Source organism: Streptomyces sp. NPDC031479 (genome assembly GCF_055581065.1).
The window spans coordinates 1-15,810 of sequence record NZ_JBVIKC010000046.1; the positions used below are offsets into that span (position 1 = coordinate 1).

The following is a 15,810-nucleotide window of genomic DNA, read 5'->3' on the forward strand; positions in this document are numbered from 1 at the left end:
GGAGAATATCCTGGACGGTGACCACCAGCTCTCTCCCCCCCCCCCCCTTCCCCCCCCCCCCCCCGCCCCCCCCCCCCCCCCCCCCCCCCCCCCCCCCCCCCCGGGGCCGGACGCCGCGTCAGGCGCAGGTGAGCCTCGGGCCCGCCCAGTCCGCGTGGTCGTGGTCGACGCCGTTGCCGCCGTCGGTGACGACGAGCTTCAGCGTCTGCCCGCCGGTCAGGTCGGCGGTGAGCCTCCTGGCCGCGTCCGCCGTGGTGACCACGCCGCTGTCGGCGACCTTCACGGTGTCCCGGTAGATCTGGAAGGCGACCGCGCCGATGAAGGCGCTCTCGTCGTCGACGCCGACGTCCACCGTCAGCCGGGTGCACCGGCCGCCGAGGTGGTAGGTGACGGTGCTGGGCGCGTGGACGCCGAGGCCCTTGGCGTAGACGGCTCCGTTGACGGTCAGGGCCCGGCCGTCACCGGCCGCCCGCTCGCCGTTGCTGCGGTCCTTCTCCGCCGGCCCCCAGCCGCTGCTCACACCCGTCCAGGAGAGGTCGGACAGGTGGGAGGTGCCGGACGGGGGGAGGGGGAGCGGGCCGGGCGTGATCCGGTAGGCGACGGTGGCGTGGGAGGGGACGGAGACGCTGATCGTGCCGCTCGTGTTCGTGGAGACGGCCTTGGTCCACAGGTCCTTGAGGGCGTAAGGGCCGCGGCTGCCGATGCCCAGGGCGTCCATGGTGGTGGAGACGGTGGACGCGGACCCGGTCTCGTTGGTGAGGGAGACCGCCCGGTCCCCGTTCTCCAGCTCCTTCACCATGACCACCAGGCCGCCGGAGTCGGAGACCACCGTGCCCTGGCGGCCCAGCGGATCCTGGTCGACGGCGATCACGTCCGGATTGGACAGGATCTCGAAGGTCTCGGCACTCGCCTTGCGCAGGTCGGTCCCGATCAGCAGGGGCGCCGACATCATCGACCAGAGGGTGAAGTGGGTCCGGTACTCGGCGGCCGTCATGCCCCCGTTGCCGACCTCCAGCATGTCCGGGTCGTTCCACCGGCCGGGCCCGGCGTACGGGGCGAGGGGCTGGTTCCGGTGTGCGATGTCGATCATCGAGGACCAGCTGTCACCGATGTCACCGGTGGTGCGCCACAGGTGTCCGAGGGGGGCCGCCCACTCCCAGGGCTTGTTCTCGCCCCATTCGCACAGGGAGAAGACGATGGGACGGCCCGTGTTGCGCAGGGCGTCGGCCATGTCGGTGTAGCGCTTCCTGGCGTCCACGCCCCAGTTGTTGCAGTTGTCGTACTTGAGGTAGTCGACTCCGAAGGAGGCGAAGAGGTTCGCGTCCGCCTGCTCGTGGCCGAGGCCGCCGGGGAACCCCGCCGTGTCACAGGTCTTGGTGCCGGCACTGGTGTAGATCCCGAACTTGAGGCCCTTGCCGTGCACGTAGTCGGCGAGCGCCTTGATGCCGTTCGGGAAGCGGGCCGGGTCGGGGACGAGGTTGCCCGAGGCGTCCCGGTTCGGCAGCGCCCAGCAGTCGTCGAGGTTGACGTACCGGTACCCGGCCGCCTTGAGCCCCTTCGCCACGAAGAGGTCGGCGATCTCCTTGACCATCGTCTCGTTGAACTCGGCGCGGCAGTGGGTGGAGTTCCAGTTGTTGAACCCCATCGGAGGGGTGAGGGCCTGGCCGTCGGGCGCGGCGGCGGCCGGGGAGGCTCCGGCGACGATCGCCGTGGCGGCGATCGCGCCGGCTCCCGCCGCCGGAGCCAGTAACGGCAGTGCCGCGAGGACCGCCGTGAGGCGGCGGGAGAGAACGCTTCGTAACGTGGGCACGGACGGCTCCTCGGAGTGGGGGTGCGGGAGAACGTGTGCGGAAATGCGCTGATGGGTCCTGATGCCCGGTGGAAGCCGTCAGAACCGAACGGATTTCAACGGGAACGCCCACATCACACTGCGGTTGCCAGGAGCATGTCAAGGTGCGGAACCGGGCCAATCCCAGGACGAGTTGCCCGCCGGCCCCTTCGGAGAGGCGGTGTTGAAACCTGTTGACGTCTGTGGGATCGGTCAGGATGCTGTGGACGACCGGGGACGCGCGTGCCCGAGGAGAGGAGTCCGACGCATGACCGATCCCGGCAGTCTGCTGGCCCACCAGCGCCGCGCCCTGATCCTGGAAGAGGTCCGCAGGCGGGGCGGGGTGAGGGTGAACGAGCTGACCCGCACGCTGAACGTCTCCGACATGACCGTCCGCCGGGACCTCGACGTCCTCGCCCGCGAGGGGCGACTGCGCAAGGTGCACGGCGGCGCGGTGCCGGGCGGCGAACCCAGCAGTCACGAGCCCGGGTTCGAGGCCAAGTCCGAGTGGGAGACGGCGGCGAAGACCGCCATCGCCCGGACGGCCGCCACCCTCGTCACCCCGGGTTCCGCCATCGCCCTCTCCGCCGGCACCACGACCCACGCGCTGGCCGGAGAACTCACCCGGATCGCCGGCCTCACGGTGGTCACCAACTCGGTCCGTACGGCCGAGGTGTTCGAGGACGCCCGCAGCGCCGGGAGCGGCACCACGGTCATCCTCACGGGCGGCATCCGCACCCCCTCGGACGCGCTCGTGGGGCCCGTCGCCGACCAGGCCATCCGGTCCCTGCACGTGGACCTGCTCTTCCTCGGCTGCCACGGGCTCGGCGCCGTCACCGGCCTCACCACCCCCAACCTCGCCGAAGCCGAGACCAACCGGGCCTTCCTGTGCTCCGCGCGCCGCGCCGTGCTCCTCGCCGACCACACCAAGTGGTCGGCCGTCGGCCTCACCACCTTCGCCACGCTGGAGGACATCGACGTACTGGTCACCGACTTCCTCCCCAAGGACGAGGCCACGGCCGCCACCGAGCAGGTGGCCGAGGTGCTGCTGGCCCCCGGAGTGGCCGACGAGCGCCCGTGGTGAGGACCGGCCCGGGGGAAGATCCCGCACCCCGGATCCGTGTGTCGCGCGTCACATGTGGCGCCTTTGGGTCGCGGGGCCACCCCGCGTCCACGATGGGGCCATGGAGATAGGCATCGCACTGCCCCAGTACGGCACCCACGCGCAGGCCGCCCGGATCGCCGGCTTCGCGCGCGACGCGGAAGACGCGGGCTTCGACTCGCTCTGGGCGGGGGACCGGTCGCTGACCCCGGTCGAGCCCAGCGACCTCTACCCGGGCCACACGCCGAGCAACCCGTACCCGCCCGAGTACCGCACCTTCCTGGACCCGCTCACGGTCCTGACCGTCGCCGCCACCGCGACCACCCGGGCCCGGCTCGGCACGAGCACGCTCAACGCCCCCTGGTACCCGCCCCTGTTGCTGGCCCGCACCCTCACCTCGCTGGACCTGGTCTCCGGCGGCCGACTGGACGTCGGGTTCGGCATCGGGTGGCTGCGCGACGAATACACCGCGGTCAACGCCGACTTCGGCCGGCGCGGAGAACACCTCGACGAGATCCTCGACATTCTCCAGGGCATCTGGACCCGGGAGGAGTTCGAGCACGAGGGCCCGCACTGGCGCATCCCGCGCGCCCACGTGGGCCTGCGGCCGGCGCAGCAGCCCCACCCGCCCGTCTACCTGGGCGGCTTCTCGCCCGCCGCGATGCGCCGGGTCGGACGCCGGGCCGACGGCTGGGTCGGAGCCGTCCTGCCGCCCGAGAGCCTGGCGGCTCTCTGGGACACCGCCCGGCGGGCCGCGGAGGAGGCCGGCCGCGACCCCGGCCTGCTGCGCCGCAGCATCCGCTTCAACCCCAAGCCGGGGGTGTCGTACGAGGAGATCGCGGCGGTCCTCGCGGGGATCAGGGACACCGGTGCCGACGGCTGCTTCGTCGACTACCAGCAGTGCGTGCGCGAACCGGACGAGGCGCTGGAGCTGGGCACCAAGGTCCTGGAGCTCGTACGGGCCGGATAGCGGTCCGCCACCCCGGCGCCCCCACACCCCGGCGCCCCCACACCCAGGCCCCCAGGTCCCGGCACCCTGTGCCCGTGGCCCGGAACCCCTCGGGAGAGGATGGCCGGGAGCACGAGGACGAAGGGGCGCGGGGGACGTGAGCGACGACAGGCTGCGGGATCGCGAGGGCTACGAGGCGCTACTGGCCTCCATGGGGCTGGAGCCCCTGGGGAACTGGTGGCTCCCGGGCATACGGGAGGCCGCCACCGCGCGACGGCTCCTCGCCGTGGCGGCGGCGGCCGGCGAACCCGCCGCCGGCCCGGCCGAAACGGCCGGACTCCTCCTCGGCGGCGGCCGCGAGTTCCTGCTCGCGTTCGACGGGCCCCGGGCCCCACGGGGCTGTACGGGCAAGGCGTGGCGCCGGGTCCGGATCGGCGCCGCCGATCCCGTCGCGGCCCTCGCCGGTGCGGATCCCGATCCGCGGGGCCTGCTCCTCGCCACGACGGACGGTGACACCGTCGCACGGGTGACCGCCGGTCCCGGCGCCCCACGGCCGCTGGTCCTGACCGGGGTGGGCGCGCGGATCGACGCGGCGGCCGAGGCCGGGGCCCGGCAGGGCGCCGAGGACGCCGCCGCGGCCTGGGACGCGTTCCTGGCGGGCCCCGACCCGTCCCCGGCACTCCTGGAAGCCTGGGCCGAGGGCCTCTCCTCCAACCCGAGCACCCCCGGACCCGTCCGCCGGGAGCTGGTGCTCCCCTTCCCCGAGCTGTGGGGGCGGCTGCCACCCGACGAATTCGTGGAGACGGCCCTGGCGCAGGCCGATCCGAAGGCCGTGCTCAGGGGCTTGGAGAGGGGGCTGCGGCTGACCCCCGCCCACTGGGACCGGCTCGTCCACGCGGCCGCGACCGAACGCGAACGGTGGCTGCTCACGATGCTCGCCGTCGAATGGCGGGCCGCCCTGGAGGAAAGCACCTGCGCCCTGCTGGCGGCCGATCCCTCCACCCGCGTCCGGGCCGCGGTCGCAGGCCTGACCGGACTCCCCGAGCGCCGGGCCGCCCTGCTGGCCGAGGACCCCGACGCCGGGATCCGGGCGACAATCTGCCGGACCTCCTGGTCCGTACTGTCGGACGAGCGCCGCCGGGCCCTGCTCGCCGACGGGTCGGCCGCGGTACGGAAGGCGGCGCTGCTGCGCCGCGCCGAGGACCGGCCGCTCTCCCGCGAGGCCTTCCTGCGCGAGGAGCCGGGCGAGCGGGCCGTCGAGACATGCCGCCTCGCCCCGGAGCTCGTCGAGCACCTCCTCGCCGGCGGCGACGTGCGCCTGCGCAGGGTACTCGCCGCCAATCCCCGCCTCGACCCGGAGAACGTGGCCCGGCTGGCCGAGGACCCGGACGACCGCGTCCGCCACGCGGTCGCGCTCCGCGCGGACATCACCGAGGAACAGCGGGCCGCGATCCGCGTGGACGTCGATCCGTCCGGTATGTCCACCGCCCTGCCGTGGGTCGCGGACCGCCACGAGGACCCGGAGGCCATGCGGGTGCTCGCCGCGTCCTCGCACGTCCTGGTGCGCCGGAGCGTGGCCCGCGCCCGGCGGCTCCCGCCGGACGTGGTCCAACGGCTGGCGTGGGACACCGACCGGGTGGTGCAGCTGTTCCTCGCCGAGTCCTGCGAGGACGCCCCCGCCGAGATGCTGCTGCGGGTGTGGACCTGGTGGACCGGCAGCCTGTCGTCCCCCGGGCGCCCCCGTACGCACCCCAACTTCCCCCGCGAAGGCCTGCTGCGGTTCGCGGACGATCCGCACGGACGGATGCGCCGGCTCGCCCTGGACGATCCGCAGTCGCCCCCGGAGCTCGTCTCCCGCTTCGCCGGGGACCGCGATCCGGAGGTGCGGTACCGGGCGGCCGAGGACCCGCGCCTGTCCGTCGCCGACGCGATCCGGCTGAGCGACGACCCGGTCGGCTCCGTCCGCGCGGCCGTCCTGCGGCACGGGCCGCTCCCCGCGGTCGTGCTGGCGGAGAGCCTGATGGACCGGGATACGGTGGTCCACGCCGCCCGAAACCCGGGCATCCCGCCCCACGTGGTCCGCGCCATGGCGGCCCGCTGCGCCACCTTCACCGCACCGGTGAAGGGAGCCTGAGGGCCGCCCCTCGCGGGTCCTGCGCGGCGGCCTCCTCCAGCAGGTGGTGCTGGAGGCGTGCGTGGCGGAACTGGTAGACGGCGCCGACCCGGCGCAGCACGCGCCGGTAGGCGTCGTCGAGGAAGTCGACGGTGGCCCAGGGGAGGCGGCCGGTCAGGGGAAGCCAGAGCCGGGCCAGGAGCACCCACTGGCCCCAGGCGGTGAACGCCAGGGCGTACGAGAGCGAACCGGCCAGGCCGCCGACGGCGCCCAGCGCGAGCCCGTCGGCCAGGGGCCAGCTGAGGGGACCGGCGACTCCCTGGAGGAGTTCGGTGATCAGACGGCCGCCGAAGGCGATGACCAGCGTGAGCATGGGCGCGAGGAACAGGGCCTGGCGCACCACGATGCTGCGGTTGACGGCCAGCAGGTCCGTCGGCGTGGCGGCGGATCCGAGGTCCAGGGGGGTCTCCAGGGCGGCGACGAGCCCGAGCACCAGGCCGCCCGCCAGGGCGAACGTGAGCCCGTACACGAGGGAGTTGACGACGGTCGCCTCGAACACCACCGCTTCGGGCGTTCCGCGGGCGCCGGTCAGCAGGGCTCCGGTGGTGAAGCCGAGCCCGCAGCCGAGGCCCATGACGAAGCCGCCCAGGAGTCCTGCCGAGAACAGCGTGGCGAACCTGCGGGCGGCCGGGCCGTCGGCCCGGCGGACCCGTCCGCGGCCGGGCAGGCGCATCCGTACCCGGGACGGCGCGAACGCCCTGACGCGAAACACGGCCAGGAGCGCGTAGACCAGCCCGAAGGAGAGGCCGACCACGGGGCTGAACAGCAATGCGTCCAACAGGCCCGCGCCCAGCGCGTACGCGGCGCTGTGACCGGCGGCCAGGTTCTTGGCCGGGAACACCAGCCAGTCGGCGACGCCGGTGACCAGGGAGCAGGCGAGGACGACGGCCAGGACGCGGGAGGACAGCCGTACCGAGTCGCGCAGTTGCCACCAGGCCAGGTCCTGGCGTTCGAGCCGACCGGGCCCGTCCAGGTGTCCGGCGAGGTGGACCAGGTAGTGCCGGGCGCTTTGCGGGTCCCAGCCGCGGGGCCCGGCCGCGCTCGTGGGACGGCGGCGGTAGACGGCCGGCACGAAGCCGGCCAGCAGGTGCTCTTCGATGGCCTGCGGGGTCGGGAAGCGGCGGGCGTCCAGCAGCACGGCCGGGTCCTCGGCCGCGGAGTCGCTGTAGACGGTCCGGGCGAGCAGGACCATCAGCGGCGTGCCGAGCACCGCCGCCAGGTGGGCGCCGGGCACGTCGTCCGGGTCCGTGCGCAGCCGGTCCAGGACGGGGTCCCACACGGTGGTGGCCCCTCCGCCGGGGGCGGCCGGTGCGGCGGGCCGGGCGGTGCGGGGCAGGTAGTGGACGAGGTCCTCGGCGTCCAGGTCCATCAGCTCGATGCCGGCGGTCCGGCGCAGGCCCTCCACCGCGACGGCCTCGGTGAACCGTTCGGTACGGCTGGTCAGCAGGAGCGGCAGCGCGCTCGTGTTGAGTTCCCGCAGGGCGGGACCGAGGAGCCCCGGCGCGATCTCGTCGAAGCCGTCGAGCACCGGCAGGATCCACCCGGCGTCCACCAGCGCGGCGGCCAGGGGGGATCCGCCGGGTGCGCGCGCGTCGAGGCCGGGATGGTCGCGCAGGAGGCGCTCGATCAGCCAGTCGCGCAGCGTGGTGACGGCCGGATCCCACGACCCGATGCTGAAGACCACCGGTACGGGCTCGCCCTCGGAGCGCCCGGCCAGGTAGTCGCTGACGAACCGCAGGACCAGGACCGTCTTGCCGGAGCCGGCCCGGCCGAGCACCAGCAGCCGCCCGGACCGGACGCGCCGGTAGACGTCGGCGATGCCGGCCGGTCCGCCCCGCGGGGACGAGGGGCCGCCGAGGTCGTCCCCGCGGTCCAGCAGGCCTTCCGGGGCCGGCCGCCACCGCACGGGCAGCGGGAACGGGTCGTGGACGCGCCGTTGTTCCTCCTCGCGGACGCAGCGGCCGTACACGTCGAGGGCCAGCGCGTCGGCGACGGCGGCCAGGGCTCCCGACGACGGCGGCAGAGTGCCGGCCCGCAGGGACCGGGGAGGTACGGCCGCGGGCGGCTCGGGCGGCTCGGGCGGCTCGGGCGGCTCGGGCGGCTCGGGCGGACGCCCGGGCACGGGACCGGCCGTCGCCCCGGCGTCCCCGGCGGTGGCACCGGTACCCGCGGCCTTGCCGGTGCCGGTGCCCGCATCCGTACCGGTACCCGTGCCGCGTTGGGCGGCCAGCAGATCCGTCCAGACGCCGTCCCGGTCGCGGCGCAGCGCGTCGGCCAGCGCGTGGGCGACCTGCTTCACCGTTCCCATCCGGGCATCGGTGGGTTTGCCGGTCTCCAGCCGGTGGATGGTGCGCACGCCCAGCCGGGACCGCTCGGCCAGCTGCTCCTGGGTCATCCCCGCCTCCAGCCGCAACCCGCGGAGCAACGCGCCGAACCGGTCGTTCACTCGGACCCCCCTCACCCGGCCGCGACTCCGGCCACCGGTGACGGATGCCCTGCCGGATTCCCCCCGGAAACACGGGGCGCGGGCAACCGGCCAGATATGGCCGGTCGTTGGCATGGTCCGCCCACCAGCGAGAACACCACGATGGGAACCGGTCGCCGCATCCGACGCGGCGTCCACCCCGAACCGAGGGAGACGACCGGTCCCATGACCACCACGAAGCCGCGCGGGCTCGCCCGCCGCCTCAAGTCCGTCATCGCGTCGACCGTCCTGCTGCTCGCCGGCGCCGCCGCCGTACCGCCCGCCGCGCACGCCGACCCCGTGCACCACTACTACATCGAGATCGGCGGCACCGGCGCGGCCGCGGACGCCCCCGGGTGCACCAGCAGCTTCACGGCGGCGAACGAGCACCTGAACGGCGGGACCGCCGTTCCCGTCTGCTATGCCGCCAGCGGCGGCCCGTTCGTCGGGAGCCACAACGAGACGCCGGCCCCCTGGGGGACCCCGAGCTTCGGCGACAGCGTCAACGAGGGGTACTGGAACGCCCTGTCGGCGCTGGAGAGCACCTACCGCGCCGACCCCACGGCACGCTTCACGATCGCCGGCTACTCCCAGGGGGCGTGGGTCGGCGACCTGCTGCTGCGGACGATCGCCGACAACGGCACCGCGGTGCCCCGCTCGCAGGTCGACGGCATGCTCTACTCCGACCCGATGCAGCCCGGCACGGGCTTCTGGCACCTGGTTCCCGAGGGGGTGCTCGTACCGTTCGTCGCCTATTCCCCCGGCACCGGGCCGGAGGAGTTCCCCGGAGTCCCGGTCCAGCGCTTCTGCATCCGGACCGACGGGGTCTGCGACGCCACGTCCCTGGACTCCTTCTCGGGTTTCCTGCGGCAGCATCCCCGGTACTTCCAGGCCGGCAGCATCATCGAGGAAACCCTCGCCCGGCACGGGGGCAGCGGGACGGTCTGGTACCCGGCGGAGTGACCCGGGCCCGCTGAACCACGAGGCCCCGCCGCGGCCCGGCCCTCCGGCCGGGCCGCGGCACGTGCCGGCCGGGATCAGGCCGGGGAGCCGCCCGGCGTGCCGCCCGGTGTGCCGAGCAGGGCGGTGACCAGACGCCCGCACGTCGCGCGTGCGTCGAATCCGGCGTCCGGGGAACGCGTCATCAGCAGGTGGTGGACGGTACCGACGAGCGCGAGGGCGAGGATGTGCGGGTCGGCGCCCCTCGGCACGCGGCCGGCTTCCCGTTCGGCCTCCAGGTAGCCGGCGACCGACTCCTGCATCGCCGCGAACCCCGGCTCCCCGGCCTCCAGCGCCCGCCGCGTGTGCAGGGAAGCGGCGGGCCGGGTCATCGCGAGGCCGACGACCGCAGGGTCCAGGGAGTCCAGCAGCGCCGCCGCGAAGTCGACGAGGTTGTCCGCGACGGTGCCCCGTCCCACCAGGCCTGCCAGGGCCTCCGCACCGCGGGCGCTGCGGGAGAAACGGTCCAGGACGAGCGCGGCGACGAACTCGTCCAGCCCCGTGAAGTGCGCGTGCAGGACCCCTTTCGCGCACTGTGCCTCGTCGGTGACCGCCCGGCTGGTCAGGGCAGCGGCGCCGGACAGGGCCACGACCCGTTCCGCAGCGGCGAAGAGCCGCTCGCGCAGGTCGGGGATCGCCACTCCACGGGGAGACATGGAACCTCTTTCCGTAAGCCGATTGCCAGTATGGGCATCCGCCCATACTCTTTGGGCACTTGCCCATTCTATGGCGTGGAGGCACCCGGTGGATCAGGCGAACCAAGGCGATCGGGCGGACGGGGCCGCTCGGGCGGAGCAGGCCGGCGGTGTGGCCAACAAGGACCAGGAGCAGGCCTGGAACGGCTACGAAGGTGCCTACTGGGCCCGGCACCAGGACCGTTGGGACGCCGTCAACGACGGTTTCAACCAGCCGCTCCTCGACGCCGCCGGGATCGCGCCCCGCGACCGGGTCCTGGACATCGGCTGCGGAGCCGGGCGCACGACCCGGCTCGCCGCCCGCCTGGCGGCGGAGGGCACGGCCCTCGGCCTGGACCTGTCGGCCCCGATGCTCGAACGGGCGCGGGCGAGCGCGGCACACGAGCGGACGGCCAACGTCGTCTTCTCGCGCGGTGACGCCCAGGTCCACCCGTTCGCCCCCGGTGGCTTCGACGTGGCCCTCAGCCGGTACGGCGTCATGTTCTTCGCGGATCCGCACGCGGCCTTCGCGAACATCGGGCGCGCCCTGCGTCCCGGCGGCCGCCTGTCCTTCGTCTGCGCCGCGTCGTCCGAAGAGAACGACTGGCTCCGCGCGCTGGCCACCCTCCGCGGAATCCTTCCGGTGGGGGAGTTCGGCGCTCCGGGAGCCCCGGGCATGTTCTCCCTCGCGGCCCCCGGACGGGCCTCCGGAATCCTGGCGGCTTCCGGGTTCGAGGCCGTCGAGTCCGTACGCGTGGAGGCGTACGGGGACTGGGGGCGCGACGCCGGGGACGCGGCCGCGTTCCTGCTGGACTCCGGCCCCGGCCGTCACCTCCTCGACCAGGTCGGGCCGACGGAGGCGGAACGCGCCCGCCGGACCCTCGCCGACGCGTTGCGCCCCTACGAGAGCGGCGGCGCCGTGCGGCTGCGCAGTTCCTCCTGGCTGGTCACCGCCCGGAAGCCTGCGGAGTGACGGAGTGACGGAGTGACGGAGTGGCGGAGTGACGGCGGGGCGGAGCCGCGGTGTTGCGTCAGGGGTCCGCCTCCGCCCCCTCCTGAGTGCGACCCGTCAGAACGCGAAGACGGCGTTTCCGTTGACCGTCGCGGACATCGCGCAGGCGTTGGCGAAGGTGTGCTTCCAGGCGACGCGGGTGCCCTGCCACACGCCGTCCGCCGTGACGGTGACGGGAGCGTAGTTCATGGGACAGGCGCGGTCCGGGTTCGGCGCGGTCAGCAGGCGGTCGAGCGTGCCGTCGGCGGACTTGAGGGCGGCGCACGCGGCCTGGGGGTCGGGGTGGGTGCCCGTGGCGGTCGGCGCACAGCTGAGGGTGGACGCCCGTAAGACGGTGGCCGCCGCGTCGTCGCCCTGGGCGACCGCGAACACCAGGGCGGACGGCGCGTACAGGCTGGTGGGCCGGGCCTCGGCCATGCCGGTCACTCCGGCCAGGCAGAGGAGGGCGGCGGCGGAGACGGTAGCGATGCGACGCACGACAAGACTCTCTTTCGATTCAAAGGCTGGATGCGATTCTGCTTTTCGGAACCGCTTCCTTACGTGCTTGAGCCTGACTGATCCGAAGGGGAGGTGCACATCGATGACCGATTTACGGACACACCATCCGCATAGCGGCAACCGAATGGTCGTTCGGGCAGCTCAGTCGGGGTGCGCCGAGCGCGCGCGGGCGCGCGGGCGCCCGGCTTCGTGGCCGGTGACCTGCTGTCTTTGGCGCGTCGGCGTACTGTCGGCCGCCCGTGATTCACCGGGCGGCCATGCAGCTTGTCCGGATAGCGCGGTCCTCGCCGCCGCCCACCCGGCGCGCGGGTGTTACTGACCGACCCTTCCGTCGACGCACTCGCGCAACAGGTCGGCGTGGCCGCAGTGGCGGGCGTACTCCTCGACCCGGTGCACCAGCAGCTCCCGGATCGCGATCTTGTCCTTGCCCACGCGCTCGCCCAGGTCCGGGTGTTCGGCCAGCGCGGCGTCGGTCGCGGCCTGCTCGCGCTCCAGATCGGCGTACGCGGCGTCCACCACGGCCTGCTCGGCGACGGCTCCGTGGAAGTCGGAGTCACGCGCGCCGTACAGCTTCGGCAGCGGGTCGCCGTCGGTGATCCAGTTGCGCCAGTCCCGTTCCACCTCGGCCAGGTGCCGGAGCAGGCCGAGCAGCGACATCGTCGACGGCGGCACCGACCGGCGGGCCAGTTGCTCCGGGTCCAGGCCCTCGCACTTCATGCGCAGGGTCATGCGGTAGTTGGTCAGGAAGTCCAGCAGGTTCGCGAACTCGCCGTCCGGGCTCACCCCTTCGTTGTTGCGGGGGTCGTCGTCCGGGTCGGCCCACATGTCGGGGTAGACGGTCGCCTGGGTCCATCGTTCGGGTTGTTCGTCCATGCGATCGATGATCGCCCGCACCGGTCCGGCCCGCCACCGAGTTCTGGGGCGGGGGCGGTGGCACGACGGCGTCGGCCGACGGGGTGCCCCGTCACCCCGGCCGCATCACGAAGCGGTGCCGGCGCCCGTGCCGGTCTCCACGCCCGTGCGGGTCTCCACGCCGGTGCGGGCCGGCCTGGAGTCGCCCTGCCGCAGTTCGGCGAGGAGTTCGCTCTGGCCGGCCAGGAGTTCGGTGAGGATGCGGCGGGCCGCCTTCAGCAGATCGGCGACGTCGCCGCCGGCGAGCGCGTAACTCACCGTCGATCCGTCGCGGATGGAGACGACGATGCCCGACCGGCGCAGCACGGCGAGCTGTTGGGAGAGGTTGGAGGGCTCGACGTCGATCTCGGCGAGGAGCTCGCGCACGGGCCGCGGACCGTTCTGCAGCAGCTCCAGGACGCGGATGCGGACGGGGTGCCCGAGCATGCGGAAGAACTCGGCCTTCGCCTGGTACAGGGGTACCTGGATTCCCACGCGTGCTCCTGCCATCGCCCGCAACGGCGCTCCTCCGCACCGGCGTTCCGTTCGGACAGCCCTCGTGCCCGTCCGGGTGCCCGTCGTCGTGCCCGTCGTGTCCGTCGTCATGTCCGTCGTCGTGCCCATCATTGCGCCCGCGGGGCCCACGCCTGCCCGAGTTTGACTGCTTTCAGATATGCCGAGTTGAAGAAATCTTCAACTCGTGGGCATGCGTGGGCCCGGAGCACCCCGGCTACAGCTCCAGTGCCGCCTCGACGCGCTTCAGCTGGTGGCGGGCCATGGCCAGGTTGGAGTTGCCCTTGTCCAGCACGAGGTACAGGAACAGGCTGTTCATCCCGTTGCCCCCCAGCAGCCTGATGAGGTGGTACTGGCTGCCGAGCGTGATCAGCAGGTCCTCGATCTCGTCCTGCAGCCCCAGCATCTGCATGGTGCGGACCTTCGCCCGGATCACATCGGTGTTGCCCGCGGCGGCGACCATCAGGTCGAGGTCCTTGCCGCCGCCGAGGGTGCCCAGCGCCATCCCGCTGGTGTAGTCGACGAGCGCCGCCCCCAGCGCGCCCTCGACCGAGGTCATGATCTCCTTCAGGGACACTTCCACATTCGCCATCGGCGCCCGCTCCCTCACTCGCACGTCTGTGCCCGGCACCCATGTCGTAGGCGGGGCCGGACTGTTAGCGGGGCTCACGCTACTGAGCGTGCTCCACGACGGGCGGGGAATGACGGAACTGGCGGAAAACCTCCCCCGTGCCCCCGTGCGGGCCACGTACGCCGTTCCACGGCCTGTCTCCCGCGTGATCTTCGGCTCGCTCGCGAAGATTCTGGACGTCACATGGGTGTCCGTATGCCCTTCGTTCACCCGGTGGTGGGATTCACGTCGCCCGAGGAGAGGATGTTCGCGCCATGGACCTGGACGTACCCGATTTCGGTATCCCTCAGAAGCTGGCCTCCGGCATGAGCATGGCCGAGCAGCACGACTACCTGCGCGCCCGGTTCACCCGGCGCGGCGCACTGCGTGCGGGCGCGGTCACCGCCGCCGTGGCCGGGGTCGGCCTCGGTGCGGGCGCGGCCTCGCCCGCCTACGCGGCCCCGGCCGCGCTGCCGGCCTCCTCCGAGCGGCGCGGCGTCGACGGCTCGTTGACCGCCCCCTTCGGACGCCACCTGCAGTACGGCGCGGACCCGAAGACCCAGATGCGCGTCTCGTGGCAGGTGCCCTTCGCCGTCAAGAAGCCGTACCTGCGCATCGGGACCAGCCCGTGGGCGCTGAGCCGGAAGATCGACGCCGAGGTGCGCCACCTCAGCACCCCCGTCTTCAACGGCGGCAAGATCGCGGCCGCCGAGCAGTTCTACCTGCACGTGGGCCTGGACCGGCTGCGGCCCGGCCAGACGTACTACTACGGCGTCGGCCACGACGGGTTCGACCCGGCCGACCACCGCAACCTCGGCACGCTCGGCACCTTCACCACCGCACCCGCACGCGCCGAGAACTTCACCTTCACCGCCTTCGGCGACCAGGGCGTGAGCTATCACGCCCTCGCCAACGACGCCGTGCTGCTGGCCCAGAACCCGGCCTTCCACCTCCACGCGGGCGACATCTGCTACGCCGACTCCTCCGGCGCGGGCGCCCCCGGCGACACCTATGACGCCCGCGCCTGGGACCAGTTCCTGGCCCAGACCGAGTCGGTGGCCAAGAGCGTGCCGCGGATGGTGACGACCGGCAACCACGACATGGAGGCCTGGTACTCGCCGCAGGGCTACGGCGGCCAGAACGCCCGCTGGTCCCTGCCCGACAACGGCCCGGACCCGGTCAACCTGCCCGGCGCCTACTCCTTCGTGCACGGCAACGTCGGCGTCGTCGCGCTCGACGCCAACGACGTCTCGTACGAGATCCCCGTCAACTTCGGCATCAGCGGCGGCAAGCAGACCGCCTGGCTGGACCGGCGCCTCGGCGAACTGCGCCACAACCGCGACGTCGACTTCATCGTGGTCTTCTTCCACCACTGCGCGTTCTCCACCACCAGCTCGCACGCCTCCGAAGGCGGTGTCCGCGACGCGTGGGTGCCGCTGTTCGAGAAGCACACGGTGGACCTGGTCATCAACGGCCACAACCACGTGTACGAGCGCACCGACGCCATCAGGGCCAACCGCGTCGGCCGCAAGGTGCCGATCGGTGAGCGCACCGACCCGACCCGGGACGGCATCGTGTACGTCACGGCCGGCGCGGCGGGCCGCTCGCTGTACGGCTTCCCGGTCCCCGACTCCTACGAGGGCCACGTCGCGGACCGCGACAGCGTGGACACCTACCACTGGGCCAAGGGCGGTGCGAAGGCGACCGAGACCGTCGAGTGGTCGCGGGTCCGGTACACCAACTACTCGTTCCTCGCGGTGGAGGTGGAGACCGGCTCCCACCCGCGGCTGAAGGTCAGCGCCCTCGCCGAGACGGGGCAGCGCGTCGACCACTTCGAGATCCAGCGCGGCCGGTAGTCCGGCGGTCCGGCAGTCCGGTACTCCAGGGCCCCGGGCAGCCGGGTGCGGTCGCCGGACGCGGTCAGGCCCGCCGCACGGGCCCCCGGCACGTGCCGCAGGCCGGAACCCGCCGGGTTGGCCGGGAATGCCGGGGCAGCGGCGGGCCGGGAAGCGGCTCCGGGCCCGCCCGTGCGTCGGGTGTGAGCCAAAGCACCGGACCCCGTGGCCCCCCGGGGGCCGATCCCGCCCCCCACATTGC

13 protein-coding genes are annotated in these 15,810 nt (G+C 73.3%); 6 read left to right on the forward strand and 7 right to left on the reverse strand.

The window, feature by feature from the left end:
* Positions 1–118: 118 nt before the first annotated feature.
* Positions 119–1,645: an NPCBM/NEW2 domain-containing protein gene (locus tag ACZ5D2_RS33440; protein WP_371681399.1), complete on the reverse strand. Its 1,527-nt coding sequence runs from the start codon at positions 1,643–1,645 to the stop codon at positions 119–121.
* 451 nt (positions 1,646–2,096) lie between these two features.
* On the opposite strand from ACZ5D2_RS33440, the gene ACZ5D2_RS33445 reads away from it, so the two are divergent.
* The 3 genes from ACZ5D2_RS33445 to ACZ5D2_RS33455 all read left to right on the forward strand — a co-directional run bounded on the left by ACZ5D2_RS33445 (position 2,097) and on the right by ACZ5D2_RS33455 (position 6,013).
* Positions 2,097–2,912 (forward strand): DeoR/GlpR family DNA-binding transcription regulator, encoded by an 816-nt coding sequence (locus tag ACZ5D2_RS33445; RefSeq protein ID WP_468934652.1) that lies wholly within the window; start codon positions 2,097–2,099, stop codon positions 2,910–2,912.
* A gap of 100 nt (positions 2,913–3,012) precedes the next feature.
* Complete coding sequence (locus ACZ5D2_RS33450) at positions 3,013–3,900, forward strand: TIGR03619 family F420-dependent LLM class oxidoreductase (protein WP_468934655.1); 888 nt, start codon at positions 3,013–3,015, stop codon at positions 3,898–3,900.
* A gap of 136 nt (positions 3,901–4,036) precedes the next feature.
* Positions 4,037–6,013 (forward strand): PE-PGRS family protein, encoded by a 1,977-nt coding sequence (locus ACZ5D2_RS33455; RefSeq protein ID WP_468934658.1) that lies wholly within the window; start codon positions 4,037–4,039, stop codon positions 6,011–6,013.
* On the opposite strand, the gene ACZ5D2_RS33460 is transcribed toward ACZ5D2_RS33455, so the two are convergent.
* Entirely contained in the window at positions 5,988–8,498 is a 2,511-nt protein-coding gene (locus ACZ5D2_RS33460; RefSeq protein ID WP_468934661.1) for a helix-turn-helix domain-containing protein, read from the reverse strand. The two genes, ACZ5D2_RS33455 and ACZ5D2_RS33460, sit on opposite strands and share 26 nt — an antisense overlap.
* A 204-nt stretch (positions 8,499–8,702) precedes the next feature.
* Between ACZ5D2_RS33460 and ACZ5D2_RS33465 the strand changes: the two genes are divergently transcribed.
* Positions 8,703–9,479, forward strand: a complete 777-nt coding sequence (locus ACZ5D2_RS33465) for a PE-PPE domain-containing protein (RefSeq protein ID WP_371680637.1) — start codon at positions 8,703–8,705, stop codon at positions 9,477–9,479.
* Between the two features lie 74 nt (positions 9,480–9,553).
* Here ACZ5D2_RS33465 and ACZ5D2_RS33470 read toward each other — a convergent pair whose 3' ends face one another.
* A complete protein-coding gene (locus ACZ5D2_RS33470) occupies positions 9,554–10,171 on the reverse strand; it encodes a TetR/AcrR family transcriptional regulator (protein WP_371680638.1) in 618 nt (205 codons plus the stop codon).
* A 151-nt stretch (positions 10,172–10,322) separates the two neighbouring features.
* Here ACZ5D2_RS33470 and ACZ5D2_RS33475 point away from each other — a divergent pair, with 151 nt between their 5' ends.
* Complete coding sequence (locus ACZ5D2_RS33475) at positions 10,323–11,162, forward strand: class I SAM-dependent methyltransferase (RefSeq protein WP_468934756.1); 840 nt, start codon at positions 10,323–10,325, stop codon at positions 11,160–11,162.
* A gap of 96 nt (positions 11,163–11,258) precedes the next feature.
* Here the strand turns inward: ACZ5D2_RS33475 and ACZ5D2_RS33480 are convergent, their stop codons facing one another.
* The 4 genes from ACZ5D2_RS33480 to ACZ5D2_RS33495 form a co-directional block, all read right to left on the reverse strand.
* Complete coding sequence (locus ACZ5D2_RS33480; protein WP_371681401.1) at positions 11,259–11,618, reverse strand: subtilase-type protease inhibitor; 360 nt, start codon at positions 11,616–11,618, stop codon at positions 11,259–11,261.
* Positions 11,619–12,011: 393 nt separating this feature from the next.
* Complete coding sequence (locus ACZ5D2_RS33485) at positions 12,012–12,572, reverse strand: DinB family protein (RefSeq protein ID WP_371680639.1); 561 nt, start codon at positions 12,570–12,572, stop codon at positions 12,012–12,014.
* 105 nt (positions 12,573–12,677) lie between these two features.
* The gene (locus tag ACZ5D2_RS33490) at positions 12,678–13,079 is read right to left on the reverse strand and encodes an ArsR/SmtB family transcription factor (protein WP_371681402.1); all 402 of its coding nucleotides are present in this window, start codon (positions 13,077–13,079) and stop codon (positions 12,678–12,680) included.
* Between the two features lie 241 nt (positions 13,080–13,320).
* On the reverse strand, positions 13,321–13,695 hold the full coding sequence (locus tag ACZ5D2_RS33495; protein WP_266844762.1) for a hypothetical protein: 375 nt from the start codon (positions 13,693–13,695) through the stop codon (positions 13,321–13,323).
* 299 nt (positions 13,696–13,994) lie between these two features.
* On the opposite strand from ACZ5D2_RS33495, the gene ACZ5D2_RS33500 reads away from it, so the two are divergent.
* Entirely contained in the window at positions 13,995–15,569 is a 1,575-nt protein-coding gene (locus ACZ5D2_RS33500; protein ID WP_468934761.1) for a purple acid phosphatase family protein, read from the forward strand.
* Positions 15,570–15,810: the final 241 nt, after the last annotated feature.